This window comes from Pseudonocardia charpentierae (genome assembly GCF_031845345.1).
Classification (GTDB): domain Bacteria; phylum Actinomycetota; class Actinomycetes; order Mycobacteriales; family Pseudonocardiaceae; genus Pseudonocardia; species Pseudonocardia charpentierae.
The window spans coordinates 270,081-285,084 of sequence record NZ_JAVREJ010000002.1 but is presented as its reverse complement, the minus strand read 5'-3'; the positions used below and the strand labels follow the sequence as shown (position 1 = coordinate 285,084).

Sequence of the window (15,004 nt, the reverse complement as noted above, 5' to 3'; positions counted from 1 at the left end):
CGCCGGCCTCGGCCCGGCTCCGCGACCGGTGGGCGTGGTGGGCGTGCTCGTCACCGGAGCGCTGCCCGCCGTCGTCCGTGCGGTGGCGCCCGCGCTGGCGTGCGGCAACGTGGTGGTGCTCGTGCCGGACCCGGACGCCCCGCTCGGCGCGCTGGTGCTCGCGGAGGCCGGCGCCGAGGCGGGCCTGCCCGAGGGCGTGCTGAACGTGCTGCCCGCCGGGGTGCTGAGCGGCGACGTCGACGCGGTCGCGGTCACCGGCCCGCCAGCGTTCTGCCGTGACGCCGCTCGGCTCGCGCCGGGCCGGCCGTTCCACCGCCGGGCGACCGGTGGCCTCGTGCAGGTCGTGCACGACGACGCGCCGCTGGACCAGGCCGTCGACGGGATCGCCGAGGCGCTCGGCGGCGACCAGAGGGTGCTCGTGGCCGAGTCGGTCGCGGACGAGCTCGCTGAACTGCTGCGGGAGCTGCTCGCCCGGCTGCGCGTCGGCGACCCGCTGGACCACAACACCGACCTCGGCCCGCTGGCCTCGCCGCAGCAGCGCGACCGGGCCGTCGCCCTCGCCGCGGCGGCGGACGACGAGGGTGCCCGCCGCTGGACCGGGCCCGCGCCCCTGCCGGAGCACGGGTGGTTCCTGGCGCCGACGGTGTTCACCGACGTCGCGCCGACGATGCGGATCGCCCGCGAGGAGATCGCCGGTCCGCTGCTGCCGGTGCTGACGTTCCGCACGCCGGCCGAGGCCGTGGCGACCGCCGGCGCGCCCCGGGCGGCTGCGGTGTGGACGGACAAGGGCAGCCGGGCGCTGTGGACGGCGCAGCGGCTGCGGGCCGGCGTGACGTGGGTGAACGCGGTGGGACGGTGGGACCCCGCGGTCCCGGCCGCGGCCCTCGCCGACCACCTGGTGTTCTAGAGCGGATCGGGTCGGACCGTCCACGTGATCACCGGAGGCCGGACGGCGGCGCACAGCGGGGTGCCGTTCGCCATCGTCAGGCCGACCTCGCCGACGAGCGTCGCGCCGGCGGCCGCGGCGAGCAGCGCGGGGTCGAGCATCAGCTTGGCGCGCCGGAACATCTCAGGGTGCCCGCCGGGCGCGACGCTGCCCCACGACAGGTAGAGGAACCGGCCGCCCGGGCGGCCGTGCACGAACGGCCCGCGGACGTCCGGGGCGCCGTCGCGAGCGGTGACATCCGTGGCGTCGAAGGCCCACACGATCTCGTCGGCGTCGGCGGACCGGAGGTCGACGACCTCCCGCCCGCGCTGCACGCCGACGACGACGGCGGCGTGGTCGCAGCAGTCGCGACCGGGCAGGTCGCGCCCGCGGATCTGGATGTGCACGCCTCGATATTCCTCCGGCACCGCCCGCACCGTCCCCAGGAGCGGTGCCCGGGAGTGCAGCAAAGCCACTTTGCTGCACTCCCACCGCAGGAAAGTGGCTTTGCTGCGGTCACCGCGCGCCCGCGCAGGCTCGCCCCGTGGCCGCGCCGCCGATCTTCCGCATGCTCGTCGGGGGCACGCTGCGCGGCGGGCGCGACCGGTTGGCGAGCGACATCGCCGGCGCCGACGGGATGGCCGTGGACGCGGCCGCGGAGCTCGTCGACGCCGCCGTCGACCGCCGGATCTGGTACGCCGGCTGGACGGACAAGCTGCCCGGCCTGCTGGGTGCCGCCCACCCGGCGGCGGGCCCGTACGTCGGCTGGTCGGCCCCCCGCCCGGTCGGGGTCGTCGGAGCCGTGGCGCCGGCGTCGCTGTCCGGGCTCGTCGAGGCGCTGGCCCCGGCGCTCGCGGCCGGCTGCACCGCCGTCGCCGTCGTCCCCCACGAGCGGCCGGTCGCCGCCGCCGCACTCGCCGACGTGCTGGCGACCGCGGACCTGCCCGCGGGAATCGCGAACGTGGTCACGGGCCGATCGGCCAGCTGACGACCGCACTCTCCGGGGCCGACGGCCTCGACCTCACCGGTGTGCCGGACGATCTCGTGCCCGAACTGGCGGCCGCCGCTGCGGAGCGCGGCGCCCGTGTGCTGGCCCCACCGGTGGTCCGCGATCCCCCGCTCGCCCGCCTGCGGGCGTGGAGCGAGGTCACGACCGTGTGGCACCCCGTCGGCCGCTAGACCGACGGTCCTAGGCTGCCCCCGTGGCCAGCGACATCGTCCCCATCCAGCTCTCGCTCACCGAGGGCGATCTCGTCACGTTGTGGGCGCCGCGGTGGCGCGAAGACGGCGAGGAGTGGGAAGCCTTCCTCGGCGACGACGACTCGCTCTTCGCCTTCCCGGAGGTGGCTCAGCTCGCCGCGTTCGTCCGCACCGACGACGCGCACGACCTCGGCGACCATCCCGCGTGGCCGGTGGTGACCGACCTGACGGTCGCGGAGCTGACGCCCGAGGAGGCCCAGCGCTACGACATCATCGGCGTGCCCGAGCTGGCGGCGGAGGACACCGACCAGTGGACGGTCGGCGAGCTGGCCGAGATCGTCGGCATCGTCCGCTCGATCGCCGAGGTGTGCGACCTCGAGGTCGTCGAGGAGGTCCTCGATTCCGCGCCCGGCTTCGCTCTGCTCGACCAGGGCACGCTGCCGTTCGTCGGCCGCGAGGGCGGGAAGCTCTGGCAGCAGCTCGTCGACACGATCGCCGAGCGGTGGGACGACGTCATCGACGCCCTCGACGACCTGGTCACGACGCCCCGGGTCGACATGGCGGCGCTCGCGGCGGCCGAGAAGGAGGCCGAGGAGCTGGCCGCCCAGCAGGAGGCCGACGCCCTGGTGGGCGACGACGACGGGGTCGACGACCGCGAGCTCGACGCCCTGGAGGACGACCGGGACGACGACCGGGACGACCTGCCGGACGACGACGACACCGTGCGGCCGCTCGCCGCCGACGAGGAGCAGGCCGGCGAGGACGCCGAGGAGATTCCGGACGACGAGCCGGAACCGACGTTCTGGGAGCAGGTCGGCATCGACCCCATCCGGATCGTGACCGGCGACGGCGAGCTGCTGACCCTGCGCTGCTACCTCGACGACCGGCCGATCTTCCTCGGTGCGGACGGCGAGATCGACACGTTCCCGACCCGCGGGGCGCTCATGCGGTTCGTCGCCGACGGCGCCGAGGGCAACGACATGGCCACGGTCTCCACGTGGGCGGACGTCGTGGAGCGCGCCGCGGCCCGCGAGCTGGAGATCGAGGTCGACCCCCTCAACGTCTACGTGCTGCCCGGGCTGGACGACGACATCGCCGAGGGGCCGCTGGCGGTCGACCCGACCCAGCTGGAGCAGGCCGTCGAGCTCGTGCGCGACGTGGCCGACTGGGCGGGTGACGACGCGCCCCGCGAGGCGCTTGCCGAGTCGCAGAGCCTCGGGTGGCTGGTGTCGTTCGTGACCCGGCCCGATCCCACCCGCATGGCTCCGAGCCCCCCGTTCGACGCCGACGCCGCCACGTGGCGGGAGCTCGTCGACGACCTGGAGAAGCGGCTGATCCGCCGGTAGCGGTCAGCGGGGCCGGGTGTTCCCGCTCGGTCCGTCGCTGTGCGACAACCGCTTCGCGAAGCAGTCGCCGGGCGCCAGGGCCTTGGTGACGCACCACGCGTTCGCGGCCTCGGCGGTGTCGAACGGCTCGGCGGCCAGCGTCACCCAGTACCCCTGGCCGCGGAAGCTCGTGAACCGCTCCGACCGGGTCAGCACGCTGCTCGGCACCCGCTCCTGCCACGACTGGAAGTCGCTCAGCACCGCGGCGGCGTCGTAGCGGGTGCCGACGACGACGTCGCCCTCCCGCTTCGACGACAGCTGCGGGATCCACTTGCCGACGAGCGACTCGACGGTGGCGGCGTCCCCGTCGAGCTGCTGCTGCAGGAGGTCCGCCGGAGCTGCGGCGGCCGACGGCGGGATCGACGGCGCGGCCGACGGCAACGGTGGGACCATCGCGGGCGACGGGGCCGCGACCGCGGTCGGCAACGGCGCGGGGGTACCGGTCGCCACGTCTTTGGCCCTGCCGAGCCCCAGACCGACAGCCGCCGCACCGCCCCCGACGATCAACACCGCGAGCACGGCACCGGCGATGAGTGCCGGCCGCGGGCCGCGGTGTCCGGACCGGGGCGGAGGCGGAGGCGGGCGCCGCGGACCCGGACCGGACGCGAGCGGAGCCGGGAGAACCTGGGGCGGGGGCCGCCAGTCAGGCCGAGGGCCGGGGGCCGGAACGGGCGCGGGATCGAAGCCGTAGACCGGGGCCGGGCCAACGACGGGCGTCCCGCAGGCGCCGCAGAACTGGCCCCCGGGCGTCAAGGGGGCCCGACATCCGACACACGTCGCCACGACCTGCAGTCACCGCCTCGCCGCACCACGCCACCGGTCGGCATCACAATCGCGGCCCGGCCTCACGCCGTCAATGCGGCGTAGCCCGGCTTGATCACATCGTCGATGAGGGCGAGCCGGTCGTCGAAGTGGATGAACGCCGACTTCATGGCGTTCACGGTGAACCAGCGCAGGTCGTCCCAGCCGTACCCGAAGGTCTGCGCGAGCGTGAGCAGCTCGCTCGTCATCGAGCAGCCCGACATCAGGCGGTTGTCGGTGTTGACCGTGACCCGGAAGCGCAGCTTGGCGAGTAGACCGATCGGGTGGTCGGCGATCGAGGAGGCCGCGCCCGTGTGCACGTTCGACGTCGGGCACATCTCCAGCGGGATGCGGGTGTCGCGCACGTAGGCGGCGAGGCGGCCGAGGCGGGGCTCGCCGTGCTCGTCGAGGGTGATGTCGTCGACGATCCGCACCCCGTGCCCGAGCCGGTGGGCGCCGCACCACTGGATGGCCTCCCAGATCGACGGCAGCCCGAACGCCTCGCCCGCGTGGATGGTGACGTGCGCGTTCTGCTGGCGGACGTACTCGAACGCGTCGAGGTGGCGGGTGGGCGGGAAGCCCTTCTCGGCGCCCGCGATGTCGAAGCCGACCACACCGACGTCGCGGTAGCGCACGGCCAGCTCGGCGATCTCCCGGGACCGTGCGGCGTGGCGCATCGCGGTGAGCAGGCAGCCGACCCGGATCCGCCTGCCGTTGGCCAGGGCCGTCGCGGTGCCCTGCCGGAAGCCCTCGAGCACGGCCTCGACCACGGCCTCGAGGCTCAGGCCGTCTTCGACGTGCAGCTCCGGCGCGAAACGCACCTCGGCGTAGACCACCCCGTCGGCAGCCAGGTCCTCGGCGCACTCGGCCGCGACCCGGACGAGTGCGTCCGGGGTCTGCATGACGGCGACGGTGTGGCCGAACGTCTCCAGGTACCGCTCGAGCGAGCCCGAGTGGGCGGCACCGAGGAACCAGGCGGCCAGCTCGGCCGGGTCGCGGGACGGCAGGGCGGTGTAACCCACGGCGTCGGCCAGCTCGACGACGGTGCCAGGCCGCAGTCCCCCGTCCAGGTGGTCGTGCAGGAGCACCTTCGGGGCGTCCCGGATGCTCTCGACGGTCAGCGGCACGGACGCGGATACAGACACCCCGTCACCGTAGAACACCGCCGAGCAGGTGTTTTCGGCGGGCGAAACTGCTCCGATCGGGGTGAAGAGACCAAACGGGGACGCGCCGTGTGGGTGATTCAGCCGTGTCGCTACATTTTCTCCCGCTCCCCTTCCCGCACAACAGGAAGCTCCGTTCCCCATGAGTGCAGACACGGCCATGTCGTTCGACCGCATGCGCGGCATGCTCAACCGCGCCGCGGAGATCCGCGAGAGCGAACAGCAGCAGGTCTTCGACTCGCTCGACGAGATCCACGCACGTCTCGCTGCCCTCGACGCGCTCGGCACCATGCGCAAGCGGCTGTCCGAGCTGCCCGACCGCACCGAGGTCAGCGTGCTGGCCGAGCGGCTCGACGAGACCGTGGCCAAGCTGGACGCACAGGACGCCGCGATTGCGGCGATCATGCGGGCGGTCGAGGCGATCCCGGACAAGCTGGCGAAGCCGTTCGCGCAGCTTGACGGCCGGCTCGACGGCATGGCGGGGCGCATGGAGGGCATCTCGGGCCGGATGGACGGCCTCGACGACCGCCTCGGCGGCCTGCACAAGCGCATCGACGAGCTCGACCACCGCCTCGACCGGCACGAGATGCGGCTCGACGCCATGCCGACGTCGGTGGGCACCCCGATCCGCGAGAAGATCGACGCGGTCGAGCGGGTCGTCCGCGAGCAGCTCGACGCCAGCACCCGGGCCATGGACGAGAGCGCCGAAGGCGTGCGCAACCTGCTCGGCGACACGAGCATCGGGCTGCACCGCCGCCTGGAAGACCTCGCCGGGCGGCCCGCAATCGATCCCACCGAGCCGCTGGCCTCGATCACTCAGCGCCTCGAGGCGCTCGCGACCCGGCTGGACACGCTGGACGAGGGCATGTCGGGGCGGCTGGGCACGCTCGGCGGGTCCCTTGAGGGCCGGCTCGCCAGGCTGGAGTCGGAGGTGGGCGACCGCCCGGACCGCGCGACCGTCACCGCGCTGGTGGAGGGGGCACACTCCGCGTCCGAGCAGCGCAACGCCGGCCAGCTCGACGAGGCGATGGCGACCTTCGCCGAGATCATCCTCGGCCGGGGCTCGTCCGTGCAGAACCCGCCGCCCCCGCCGCGGCCGACCCAGCGCCGGACGCCGCGCGCCAAGGTCAAGTCACCGAACGGCTCGTCGGCGGCGCACACCGAGCTCGTGGGCGACGACCCCGACGAGTGATCGAGCTTCGATCCACAGCGGACGAGCGGCACAGCCGTCGGATAGGTTCCGACGAACGTGCCGCTCGTCCGTTTTCGGCGTCAGGGACGCAGAGTGTCGCCGATGAGCGCGGGGCGCCACGGAGCCGGGCCGTCGACCACCACCACGCCGCCGTCCAGCGCGGCGAGCGCGCCCGGTACGGCGTCCGGCGTGTCCGTGTGCAGCTCCAGCAGAGGCTGACCGGCCTCGACGGTGTCGCCGAGACCGACGAGCAGCCGCACCCCCGCCGCCGCCTGCACGGCGTGTTCCTTGCGCGCCCGGCCGGCTCCGAGCCGCCAGGCCGCGAGACCGACCGCCAACGCGTCGCACCGCCCGATCATCCCTGCGCGCTCCGCCCGCAGCTCCTCGACGTGCGTCGCCACCGGTAGCGGTGCCGACGGATCGCCACCCTGCGCGGCGATCATCGCCTCCCACACGGGGTAGGCCGCTCCCGACGCGAGCACCTTCGCGGGGTCGGCGTCGATCCCGGCCAGCGCCAGCATCTCCTCGGCCAGGACGACGGTCAGGGTCACCACGTCCGGGGGGCCGCCGCCGCGGAGAACCTCGACCGACTCGGCCACCTCCAGCGCGTTGCCCACCGCCCGGCCCAGCGGCACGGACATGTCGGTGAGCACCGCCGTGGTGCGCAGTCCGTGCGCCGTGCCGATGTCGACCATCGCCGCGGCCAGCTCGCGGGCCTGCTCCGCGGTCTTCATGAAGGCGCCCGAGCCCGACTTCACGTCGAGCACCAGGCCGTCCGTCCCCTCGGCGATCTTCTTGCTCATGATCGAGCTGGCGATCAGCGGGATCGACTCGACGGTGCCGGTGACGTCGCGCAGCGCGTAGAGCTTGCGGTCGGCAGGCGCCAGTGTCGGCGTGGTCGCACAGATCACCGCACCGACGTCGGCGAGCTGGGCCGCGATCTCGTCCAGGGAGAGCTCCGCGCGCCAGCCGGGGATGGACTCCAGCTTGTCCAGCGTGCCGCCCGTGTGCCCCAGCCCGCGCCCGGACAGCTGCGGCACCGCCGCTCCGCACGCCGCCACCAGCGGGGCGAGCGGCAGAGTGATCTTGTCGCCCACCCCGCCGGTGGAGTGCTTGTCCACCAGCGGCCTGCCGACGTCCGGCAGGGCGAGCCGCTCCCCTGAGTCGATCATCGCGGCGGTCCAGCGGGCGACCTCGCCGGGATCCATGCCGTTGAGCAGGATCGCCATGGCGAGCGCCGCCATCTGCTCGTCCGCGACGTCGCCGCGGGTGTACGCGGCGACGACCCAGTCGATCTGCTCGTCCGTGAGGCGCTCGCGGTCCCGCTTCGCGCGGATGACGTCGACTGCACTGATCATGCGGGTGCCCCCGGGCCCGTCGGCAGGTCGTCCGGTCCGAACGCGTCGGGCAGCACCTCGGAGAGCGGCACCACCCCGCGCGGGGTGTCGAGCAGGCAGTCCGGCCCGCCGAACTCGTAGAGCACCTGCCGGCACCGCCCGCACGGCATCAGCAGCTCTCCCGTTCCGGACCGGCAGGCGACGGCCGTGAGCCGACCACCCCCGGTGAGCCGTAGCTGCCCGACCAGGGTGCACTCGGCGCACAGACCGAGGCCGTACGAGGCGTTCTCGACGTTGCACCCGCTGACGACCCTGCCGTCGTCGCACATGGCGGCGGCGCCGACCTGCAGGCCGGAGTACGGGCAGTACGCCGCCGACGCCGCCCGGACCGCGGTGGCGCGCAGCGCGTCCCAGTCCGGCGCGGTGATCGATGCGGTGCTCGACTCAGTCACCTTCGCCTCTCCGGTACTCCTCGCCCGCCGTCGCTGGGGGACGCAGGTACTGCGCGGCGACGGCGAGCACCACCAGCGTCACCAGCTGCGGGGCGTACGACGCGAACTCCCGCGGGACGGTGTCGATCGACCAGTAGACCGCGTACACGACCACGCCGGCTCCCAGCGCGACGGCAGCGGGCACCCAGGCGCGCCGGGCGACCCAGTACACCGCGACGACCACGGCGATCAGCGTGGCGGTGTAGAGCAGAGCGTGCACCGCCTCCCCGCCGGCGCGCAGCTGCAACCCGTCGACGTAGCCGAACAGCGCCGAGCCGGCGAGCAGCCCTGCGGGGCGCCAGTTGCCGAAGATCATCGCCGCGAGGCCGATGTAGCCGCGGCCGCCGGTCTGGCCCTCCAGGTAGCCCAGCTGCCCCGGGTTCAGCACCAGCGCGGCCCCGCCGAGCCCGGCCAGCCCGCCGGAGATCAGCACACCGAAGTACTTGTACCGGTAGACGTTCACGCCGAGCGACTCGGCGGCCACCGGGTTCTCGCCGCACGAGCGCAGTCGCAGCCCGAACCGGGTGTGCCAGAGCAGGTAGTAGCTGATCGGGACGAGCGCGAACCCGATCACGACCAGCGGGGTCAGGTCCGTGACGAGCCCCCCGAGCAGGCCCGCGACGTCCGAGACGACCACCCGCTGCTGGTCCTCCAGCGCGGCCGCACCCTGGGACAGGCCCGGGATCGAGAACTCGGTGAACCCCTCGACCCGAGGAGATTCGCGCGGGTTGCTGGTGATCGGCACGAACACCAGCGACGCCAGGTACTTCGTGACGCCCAGGCCGAGCAGCGTGATCGCGACGCCGGACACGATGTGGTTGACGGCGAACGTCACCGTGGCGACGGCGTGCAGCAGCCCGCCCAGCGCACCGAAGACGATCCCGCCCAGCAGCGCCGCCCACGGTCCCCACTGGTAGCCGGCCCACGCCGCACCCCAGGTGCCGAGGATCATCATGCCCTCGAGCCCGATGTTGACCACGCCGGCGCGCTCGGACCACAGCCCGCCGAGTCCGGCGAGCAGGATCGGCAGCAGCAGCCGGACCGCCGCCTGGGCGGTGCCGCTCGACGTCAGCTGCACCTGGCCGGTCAGGGTCACGGTGACCGCCAGGATCGCGATCCCGATCGCCACCACGAGCGCCGAGCGCGCCCATCCGGGTAGGCGCCGGCCCCGCAGCGGCCCGGTCGGTGCTTTCCGCTCCGCCACCGCCGTCACGACCCGGCCCCCGTCGATCCGGCCCCGGCTGATCCGACTCCGGCCGGCTCCGCGGCACGGGCGCGCAGCTGCGCGGCGACCCGCCGCTGCTCGGCGGCCAGCTCGTAGCGCCGGACGATCTCGTAGGCCACGACCACGGACAGCACGATCGATCCCTGCATGATCAGCACGATCTCGCGCGGCACGCCCACGTTGTCCAGGGCCAGCGCGGACTTGTCGAGGAACGCCCAGAGCAGCGCCCCGATGGCGATCCCGACGGGGTGGTTGCGGCCCAGCAGCGCGATCGCGATGCCGGTGAAGCCGTAGCCCGTCGGGGAGTTGAGCGTGTAGGCGAGGTCGCGGCCGAGCAGCTCGGGCAGCCCCACCAGGCCGGCGACGGCGCCGGACAGGAGCAGCGCGATGATCACCATGCGCCGTGAGTTCACCCCGCCTGCCGCCGCCGCGGTGGGCGACTCGCCGGAGGCCTTGAGGTCGAAGCCGAAGCGCGTGCGTTCGAGCAGGAACCAGTACGCCACCCCGAGCGCCGCCGACAGGAAGATCAGGCCGAAGATCCGGCCGAAGTCGCCGAGCGGGATCCCGGGCACCTGGCCGCTCGGGGCGATCGGCTGGGTGGAGATGTTGTTGCCGCGCAGCACCCCGAACGCGTCGGTGCTGATCAGGAAGGCGATCAGACCCGTCGCCACGAAGTTCAGCATGATCGTCGAGATGACCTCGCTGACCCCGCGGTAGGCCTTGAGCAGTGCCGCGATCCCGGCCCACGCCGCACCGGTGAGCGCGCCGACCAGCAGTATCACCAGGGTGTGCAGCACCGGCGGCAGCGCGACGGCCCCGCCGACGATCGCGGCGACGCAGGCGGCCAGCCGGTACTGGCCCTCGATGCCGATGTTGAACAGCTTCATCTGGAAGCCGATGGCCACGGCGAGCGCGGCGAGGTAGTACACGGCCGCGCTGTTGACGATGTCGACCGCCGTGGTGCCCTCACCGACCTGCGTGATCATCACGGCCAGCGCGGTGAGCGGGTTGTCGCCGCTGACCAGCAGGGCGACCGCGCACAGCAGCGCCGCGAAGAGCACCGCGAGGGCGGGCGGGAGCAGGACGGTGCGGACCCGGTTCACGAGGCCGCCTCCCCGTCCGCCCCGGTCATCGCGGCGCCCAGCTCCTCGGGCGTGACCGTCGCCGGGTCCGCCGTCGCCACCAGGCGCCCGCGCAGGATCACCGCGATGGAGTCGGACAGCCCGATCAGCTCGTCCAGGTCCGCGCTGATCAGGAGCACCGCGAGGCCGGCGGCCCGGGCCTTGCGCAGCTCCTCCCAGATGCCGGCCTGGGCGCCCACGTCCACGCCGCGGGTGGGGTGCGACGCGATGAGCAGCACGGGGTCGCCCGAGAGTTCGCGGCCGACGACGAGCTTCTGCTGGTTGCCGCCCGAGAGCGCGGCGGCGGGCACGTCGACGCCCGGGGTGCGCACGTCGAACTCGGCGACGATGCGCTCGGTGTCGCGGCGCGCCGCGGGCAGGTCCAGCAGCCCCAGCCGACCGGGCCGCGCCACCGGGGGCCGGGTCTGGTAGCCGAGGATGCGGTTCGCCCACAGCGGCTGCGAGGCGAGCAGCCCGTGGCGGGTGCGGTCTTCGGGGACGTAGCCGATCCCGGCCTCGCGGCGGGCCAGCGTGCTCGCGCGGCTCACGTCCTTGCCCGCCAGCACGACCCGCCCCGCACCGGCGTGCCGCATCCCCATGATCGTCTCGACGAGCTCCGTCTGGCCGTTGCCCTCGACCCCGGCGATGCCGAGCACCTCGCCCGCGTGCACCACCAGGTCGACGTCCGCCAGCAGCGGACGCCCCGCCTCCGCGGCCAGCGTGAGGCCCTCGACGCGCAGCACCTCCCGGTCCGTGACCGTGGACTCGCGCGTGCCGGGGTCCGGCAGCTCGCTGCCGACCATCATCTCCGCCAGCTCGCGACTGGTGACGGTGCGCGGGTCCGCGGTGCCCACACTCGTGCCCCGGCGGATCACCGTGATGCTGTCCGCGATCGCGCGCACCTCGTCCAGCTTGTGCGAGATGAACAGGAACGTGTAGCCCTCGGCCTTCATGCCGCGCAGGGTGGCGAACAGCTCGTCGACCTCCTGCGGGACGAGGACGGCCGTCGGCTCGTCCAGGATCACGGTGCGCGCGCCCCGGTAGAGCACCTTGAGGATCTCCACGCGCTGCCGGTCCGCCACACCCAGGCGCTCCAGCAGCACGCCCGGCTCGGTGCGCAGGCCGACGACCCGGGCCAGCTCGCCGATCCGGGCGCGGGCCCGGGCGCCGATGCCGTGCGAGGCCTCGGCGCCGAGCAGCACGTTCTCGGCGACCGTGAGGTTGTCGGCGAGCATGAAGTGCTGGTGCACCATCCCGATGCCGGCCCGGATCGCGTCGGCCGGCGAACGGAACGCCACATCGGCCCCGTCGACCCGGATCGTGCCCTCGTCCGGCCGCTGCATGCCGTAGAGGATCTTCATCAGCGTCGACTTGCCGGCGCCGTTCTCCCCGCACAGCGCGTGCACCTCGCCGTGGCGCACCTGCAGGTGGATGTCGTCGTTCGCGACGACGCCGGGGAACCGCTTGGTGATCCCGACCAGCTCGACGGCGTACCCGTCGCCGTCCGCCGCTGTCGACTCCGTCATGCCTCCCCCGGCGCCCCCGTCGGTCCCCGCCCCGCCGCTACGGCGTGCTGGGCACCGTGACCTGACCGCTGATGATCGACGCCTTGTAGGCGTCGAGCTGCGGGGCGATGTCCGCGACGTGGTCGCCGGTGGTGGCGTAGCCCACGCCGTCCACCTTCAGGTCGAAGACCTTCGGCAACGTCGACCGGTCGCCCGCGGCGGAGGCGTTGATGTAGTCGTACACCGCGACGTCCACGCGCTTGAGCATCGAGGTGAGGATCCGCTCGTCCGTCGGCGGCGTGGCCGTCTTCGCCTGGTCCGAGTCGACGCCGATCGCCCACTTCGGAGCCTGCGCGGTGCTGGCCGCGGAGACGGCCTCGAACACACCCTTACCGGAGGCACCGGAGGCGTGGTAGATCACGTCCGCGCCGCCGTCGAGCTGGCCGCGCGTCACCTCCGTCGCCTTCGCGGGGTCGTTGAAGCCGGTGAAGTCGCCTGCCGGCGTGAGGTACTTGGCGTCGATCTGGATGTCCGGTGCGACGGCCTTGGCGCCCGCCTCGTAGCCCGCCTCGAACTTCTGGATCAGGGGCGTCTCGACCCCGCCCACGAAGCCGATCTTGCAGGCCGTGGTCTTCAGGGCCGCCGCGGCGCCGACCAGGAACGAACCCTGCTCCTCGGCGAACACGAGCGGCGTGACGTTCGGCAGGTCCACCGTGTTGTCGTCCACGATCGCGAAGTTCACCTGCGGGTTCTCGGCGGCGACGGTCTGGGTGGCGGTGGCGTACTTGAAGCCGACCGCGACGATCGGGTTGAACCCGTCTGAGACGAGCTGGCGCAACCGGGTGGCCGCGGCGTCTTCGCTCTCGTTCGGGGCCGCCGACAGCTCGCGGGTGTTCTCCTTGACCAGGTTGAGCTCGTTGATCGCACGCTCAAGGCCGGCCGCGGCGGCGTCGTTGAACGACTGGTCGCCCCGTCCGCCGATGTCGTAGGCGAGCCCGACCTTGAGCCCCGACGCGTCCGACTTCGCGGCCGCGGGGGCCGTACTGGCGGCCGCGCCTGCGGCTGCCGGGGCGGCGTTGCGCGTGCACTGCGTGCCGCCGGCCGTCGCGCCCCCGCCGGCCGAGGGCGTGCCGGTGTCGCGGGCACAACCCGTCACCACCAGGGCACTGGACAGCACCGCAGCCGCCAGCGCGAAGCCTCGTCTAGTCCGCACGTCACGCGCCTTCCGCTCCGGCCGACCCGCCACTCGGGTCCGGCAGACGACGGGAACGTAGCCGAGACCACCGACATCCACAGGATCGGCGCGAGAGCCGTGACCGAATCGTCGGCTTGTCCGCGCCCGCGTCGTCGACCGGTCCGCGTTGTGAACTGAACGCGGCCCGGCGAGACTGCGAGGCGTGGCAGTGGCGCGGATCCCGACAGCCCTGGCCGCCGTTCTCCTCGCGGTGCTCCCGATGCTGCTCGGCGTGTCACCGGCGGCCGCCGACGCGGGGTGCCCGGGCGCGCAGGTGCCACCTCCTCCGGCCGCGGTCGAGGAGACCGCTCCGGGCGTCGTCGTCCCGGCCCCCTTGCCGTGGCCGTTGGCTCCAGTAGGTGGTGCCGCGCTCGGCGCCTGCGGCGACGTCCTCGGGCCCGGCGACCCGGCCCTGCCCCCTGAGGTGACCGCCGCGGGCTTCGTCCTGGCCGACCTCGACACCGGCGCGGTGCTCGCCGCCCGCGCCCCGCACGCGCGTCAACGCCCGGCGTCGACGCTCAAGGTGCTCACCGCCATGGTCGCGATCGACCGGCTCGATCCCGAAGCCCAGGTGGCCGGCGCCCCGGAAGACCTCTCGATCGACGGCAGCCGGGCCGGGATCGGGCCCGGCGGCACGTACACGGTCCGGCAGCTGCTGACGGGCCTGCTGCTCAACTCCGGCAACGACACGGCTCAGGCGCTGGCCCGGGCGATGGGCGGCGACGCACCGACCGTGGCGGCGATGACCGAGAAGGCACAGCAGCTCGGTGCGCTCGACACGCGACCGGCCACCCCGTCCGGACTCGACGGGCCGGGCATGGCGACGTCGGCCTACGACCTCGTGGTGCTGTTCCGGCACGCGATGGGTGAGCCGCTGTTCGCCCAGACCATCGCGACGCGCGAGATCCCGTTCCCCGGGTACGGCGACCGGCCCGGGTTCGTGCTGTCGAACGCCAACCCGCTGCTCGCCCGCTACCCCGGCACGCTGGGCAGCAAGACCGGCTTCACCGACGCCGCGCGGCACACGATCGTCGCGGCGGCGGAGCGCAACGGGCGGCGGCTGGTGGTGTCGCTGGTGCGGGCCGAGAACACCCCGATCGTGAACTGGCGCCAGGCCGCGGCCTTGCTCGACTACGGGTTCGCGCTGCCGGCGGACGCCCCGAGCGTGGGGACGGTGGTGGACGCCGCGCCGCCCCCGCCGACGGCCTCCGCGGGCACGTCGAGCCCGTCCGGCACGTTCACCGGCCCGGTGGCCCAGGGCGTGAGCCTCCCCGGCGGCGTACTGGTGCCCGGCGGAACCGCGACGATCGTCGGTGCCGCGGGCGCGGCGGTGGCGGGTCTGCTGCTCGCCGTTGCCGTGACCCGCGGCCGCCGCCGACAACGCCCTGCCTCCGACCCGTCGGCCCGCCATCGCCGCCCGTGAGC

The 15,004-nt window shown here is 73.8% G+C and carries 15 protein-coding genes; 6 read left to right on the top strand and 9 right to left on the bottom strand.

Going from position 1 to position 15,004, the window contains the following annotated elements; genetic code table 11:
* Window positions 1-28: 28 nt before the first annotated feature.
* Entirely contained in the window at window positions 29-907 is an 879-nt protein-coding gene (locus RM445_RS04375; RefSeq protein ID WP_311554688.1) for an aldehyde dehydrogenase family protein, read from the top strand.
* Here RM445_RS04375 and RM445_RS04370 read toward each other — a convergent pair.
* Window positions 904-1,353 (bottom strand): DUF5990 family protein, encoded by a 450-nt coding sequence (locus RM445_RS04370; protein WP_311554687.1) that lies wholly within the window; start codon window positions 1,351-1,353, stop codon window positions 904-906. The genes RM445_RS04375 and RM445_RS04370 overlap by 4 nt on opposite strands.
* Before the next feature lie 116 nt (window positions 1,354-1,469).
* Between RM445_RS04370 and RM445_RS04365 the strand changes: the two genes are divergently transcribed.
* The 3 genes from RM445_RS04365 to RM445_RS04355 are packed head-to-tail and all read left to right on the top strand — an operon-like array spanning window position 1,470 to window position 3,471.
* On the top strand, window positions 1,470-1,913 hold the full coding sequence (locus tag RM445_RS04365) for an aldehyde dehydrogenase family protein (protein WP_311554686.1): 444 nt from the start codon (window positions 1,470-1,472) through the stop codon (window positions 1,911-1,913).
* A 41-nt stretch (window positions 1,914-1,954) separates the two neighbouring features.
* The gene (locus tag RM445_RS04360) at window positions 1,955-2,104 is read left to right on the top strand and encodes a hypothetical protein (protein ID WP_311554685.1); all 150 of its coding nucleotides are present in this window, start codon (window positions 1,955-1,957) and stop codon (window positions 2,102-2,104) included.
* A 23-nt stretch (window positions 2,105-2,127) separates the two neighbouring features.
* The gene (locus RM445_RS04355) at window positions 2,128-3,471 is read left to right on the top strand and encodes a primosomal protein (RefSeq protein WP_311554684.1); all 1,344 of its coding nucleotides are present in this window, start codon (window positions 2,128-2,130) and stop codon (window positions 3,469-3,471) included.
* 3 nt (window positions 3,472-3,474) lie between these two features.
* Here RM445_RS04355 and RM445_RS04350 read toward each other — a convergent pair whose 3' ends face one another.
* The gene (locus tag RM445_RS04350) at window positions 3,475-4,029 is read right to left on the bottom strand and encodes a zinc ribbon domain-containing protein (RefSeq protein ID WP_311554683.1); all 555 of its coding nucleotides are present in this window, start codon (window positions 4,027-4,029) and stop codon (window positions 3,475-3,477) included.
* A 326-nt stretch (window positions 4,030-4,355) separates the two neighbouring features.
* Window positions 4,356-5,456, bottom strand: coding sequence for an adenosine deaminase (locus tag RM445_RS04345; RefSeq protein WP_311554682.1), 1,101 nt, complete (start codon window positions 5,454-5,456; stop codon window positions 4,356-4,358).
* 160 nt (window positions 5,457-5,616) lie between these two features.
* Here RM445_RS04345 and RM445_RS04340 point away from each other — a divergent pair, with 160 nt between their 5' ends.
* A complete protein-coding gene (locus tag RM445_RS04340) occupies window positions 5,617-6,666 on the top strand; it encodes a coiled-coil domain-containing protein (RefSeq protein ID WP_311554681.1) in 1,050 nt (349 codons plus the stop codon).
* Window positions 6,667-6,746: 80 nt separating this feature from the next.
* Here RM445_RS04340 and RM445_RS04335 read toward each other — a convergent pair whose 3' ends face one another.
* The 6 genes from RM445_RS04335 to RM445_RS04310 are packed head-to-tail and all read right to left on the bottom strand — an operon-like array spanning window position 6,747 to window position 13,558.
* Window positions 6,747-8,024, bottom strand: a complete 1,278-nt coding sequence (locus RM445_RS04335; protein ID WP_311554680.1) for a thymidine phosphorylase — start codon at window positions 8,022-8,024, stop codon at window positions 6,747-6,749.
* Complete coding sequence (locus RM445_RS04330) at window positions 8,021-8,455, bottom strand: cytidine deaminase (RefSeq protein ID WP_397469222.1); 435 nt, start codon at window positions 8,453-8,455, stop codon at window positions 8,021-8,023. Before RM445_RS04330 ends, RM445_RS04335 begins: the two co-directional genes overlap by 4 nt.
* Complete coding sequence (locus tag RM445_RS04325) at window positions 8,448-9,707, bottom strand: ABC transporter permease (RefSeq protein WP_397469221.1); 1,260 nt, start codon at window positions 9,705-9,707, stop codon at window positions 8,448-8,450. Before RM445_RS04325 ends, RM445_RS04330 begins: the two co-directional genes overlap by 8 nt.
* Window positions 9,704-10,822 (bottom strand): ABC transporter permease, encoded by a 1,119-nt coding sequence (locus RM445_RS04320; protein WP_311554678.1) that lies wholly within the window; start codon window positions 10,820-10,822, stop codon window positions 9,704-9,706. The genes RM445_RS04325 and RM445_RS04320 overlap by 4 nt, the downstream gene beginning before the upstream one ends.
* On the bottom strand, window positions 10,819-12,366 hold the full coding sequence (locus RM445_RS04315; protein WP_311554677.1) for an ABC transporter ATP-binding protein: 1,548 nt from the start codon (window positions 12,364-12,366) through the stop codon (window positions 10,819-10,821). The genes RM445_RS04320 and RM445_RS04315 overlap by 4 nt, the downstream gene beginning before the upstream one ends.
* 37 nt (window positions 12,367-12,403) lie before the next feature.
* Entirely contained in the window at window positions 12,404-13,558 is a 1,155-nt protein-coding gene (locus RM445_RS04310; protein WP_311554676.1) for a BMP family lipoprotein, read from the bottom strand.
* Window positions 13,559-13,742: 184 nt separating this feature from the next.
* Between RM445_RS04310 and RM445_RS04305 the strand changes: the two genes are divergently transcribed.
* The gene (locus tag RM445_RS04305) at window positions 13,743-15,002 is read left to right on the top strand and encodes a D-alanyl-D-alanine carboxypeptidase family protein (RefSeq protein WP_311554675.1); all 1,260 of its coding nucleotides are present in this window, start codon (window positions 13,743-13,745) and stop codon (window positions 15,000-15,002) included.
* The last annotated feature ends 2 nt before the right edge of the window (window positions 15,003-15,004 follow it).